The sequence below is a fragment of the Pseudarthrobacter leeuwenhoeki genome (assembly GCF_055412885.1).
Genome location: NZ_JBVAYY010000040.1, coordinates 1 through 1,801 on the forward strand (window position 1 = coordinate 1; position 1,801 = coordinate 1,801).

Annotated in this window: 1 rRNA gene; it reads left to right on the forward strand. The window is 54.4% G+C overall.

Annotated elements, in window-relative coordinates:
* Positions 1–220: 220 nt before the first annotated feature.
* A 23S ribosomal RNA gene (locus tag ACZYX4_RS17615) occupies positions 221–1,801 on the forward strand; the annotation flags it as partial.

The window sequence follows — 1,801 nt, forward strand, 5'->3', positions numbered from 1 at the left end:
TTTGTTTGTTTCTGGTTTCCTGGCTGCACCGATCACGCATGTTTGTGTGTGGGGTGTGTGGTATGGGGTTGTTGTTTGAGAACTACATAGTGGACGCGAGCATCTTTTATAAGAAGCAATTTCCAAGAATATATGAACCTGGATCTGTGCTGCTGTCCTTCGGGGTGGTGGTGTGGTTTTCGTGGTTCTCTCGAAGAATAGCGTTTTATTGATCTTTTGTGGTCAAGTTTTTAAGAGCACACGGTGGATGCCTTGGCATTAGGAGCCGAAGAAGGACGTAGGAATCTGCGATAAGCCTGGGGGAGTCGATAACCGGACTGTGATCCCAGGGTGTCCGAATGGGGAAACCCCGCCAGGGGCGCGAGCCACCTGGTGACCCGCATCTGAACACATAGGGTGCGTGGAGGGAACGCGGGGAAGTGAAACATCTCAGTACCCGCAGGAAGAGAAAACAATAGTGATTCCGTCAGTAGTGGCGAGCGAACGCGGATCAGGCTAAACCGTTCCATGTGTGATAGCCGGCGGGCGTTGCATGGTCGGGGTTGTGGGACTTCCCATTCTGTCTCTGCCGGGACAGTGGGGTGTGTAGTACAGGCATAGGTGAACGGTCTTGAAAGGCCGGCCAGAGAGGGTGTGAGCCCCGTAACCGAAATGTTGTGTACCGCCCGGGGAGTATCCCAAGTAGCACGGGGCCCGAGAAATCCCGTGTGAATCTGTCAGGACCACCTGATAAGCCTAAATACTCCCTAATGACCGATAGCGGACCAGTACCGTGAGGGAAAGGTGAAAAGTACCCCGGGAGGGGAGTGAAACAGTACCTGAAACCGTGTGCTTACAATCCGTCGGAGCCAGTCTGATTCTGGTGACGGCGTGCCTTTTGAAGAATGAGCCTGCGAGTTAGTGTTACGTCGCGAGGTTAACCCGTGTGGGGAAGCCGTAGCGAAAGCGAGTCTGAATAGGGCGTTGCAGTGGCGTGATCTAGACCCGAAGCGAAGTGATCTACCCATGGCCAGGTTGAAGCGACGGTAAGACGTCGTGGAGGACCGAACCCACTTCAGTTGAAAATGGAGGGGATGAGCTGTGGGTAGGGGTGAAAGGCCAATCAAACTTCGTGATAGCTGGTTCTCCCCGAAATGCATTTAGGTGCAGCGTTGCGTGTTTCTTACCGGAGGTAGAGCTACTGGATGGCTAATGGGCCCTACAAGGTTACTGACGTCAGCCAAACTCCGAATGCCGGTAAGTGAGAGCGCAGCAGTGAGACTGTGGGGGATAAGCTTCATAGTCGAGAGGGAAACAGCCCAGACCACCAACTAAGGCCCCTAAGCGTGTGCTAAGTGGGAAAGGATGTGGAGTTGCGAAGACAACCAGGAGGTTGGCTTAGAAGCAGCCATCCTTAAAAGAGTGCGTAATAGCTCACTGGTCAAGTGATTCCGCGCCGACAATGTAGCGGGGCTCAAGTACACCGCCGAAGTTGTGGATTTCAGATATTAGCTAAGCCGCCCCTTGTGGGTTGGTTCAGGCGTCTGGAGTGGTAGGGGAGCGTCGTGTGGGCAGTGAAGTCGCGGTGTAAACCAGCGGTGGAGCCTACACGAGTGAGAATGCAGGCATGAGTAGCGAAAGACGGGTGAGAAACCCGTCCGCCGAATGATCAAGGGTTCCAGGGTCAAGCTAATCTGCCCTGGGTAAGTCGGGACCTAAGGCGAGGCCGACAGGCGTAGTCGATGGACAACGGGTTGATATTCCCGTACCGGCGAAAAACCGCCCATGCTGAACAGGGGATACTAACCGCCCGAGACCTGCC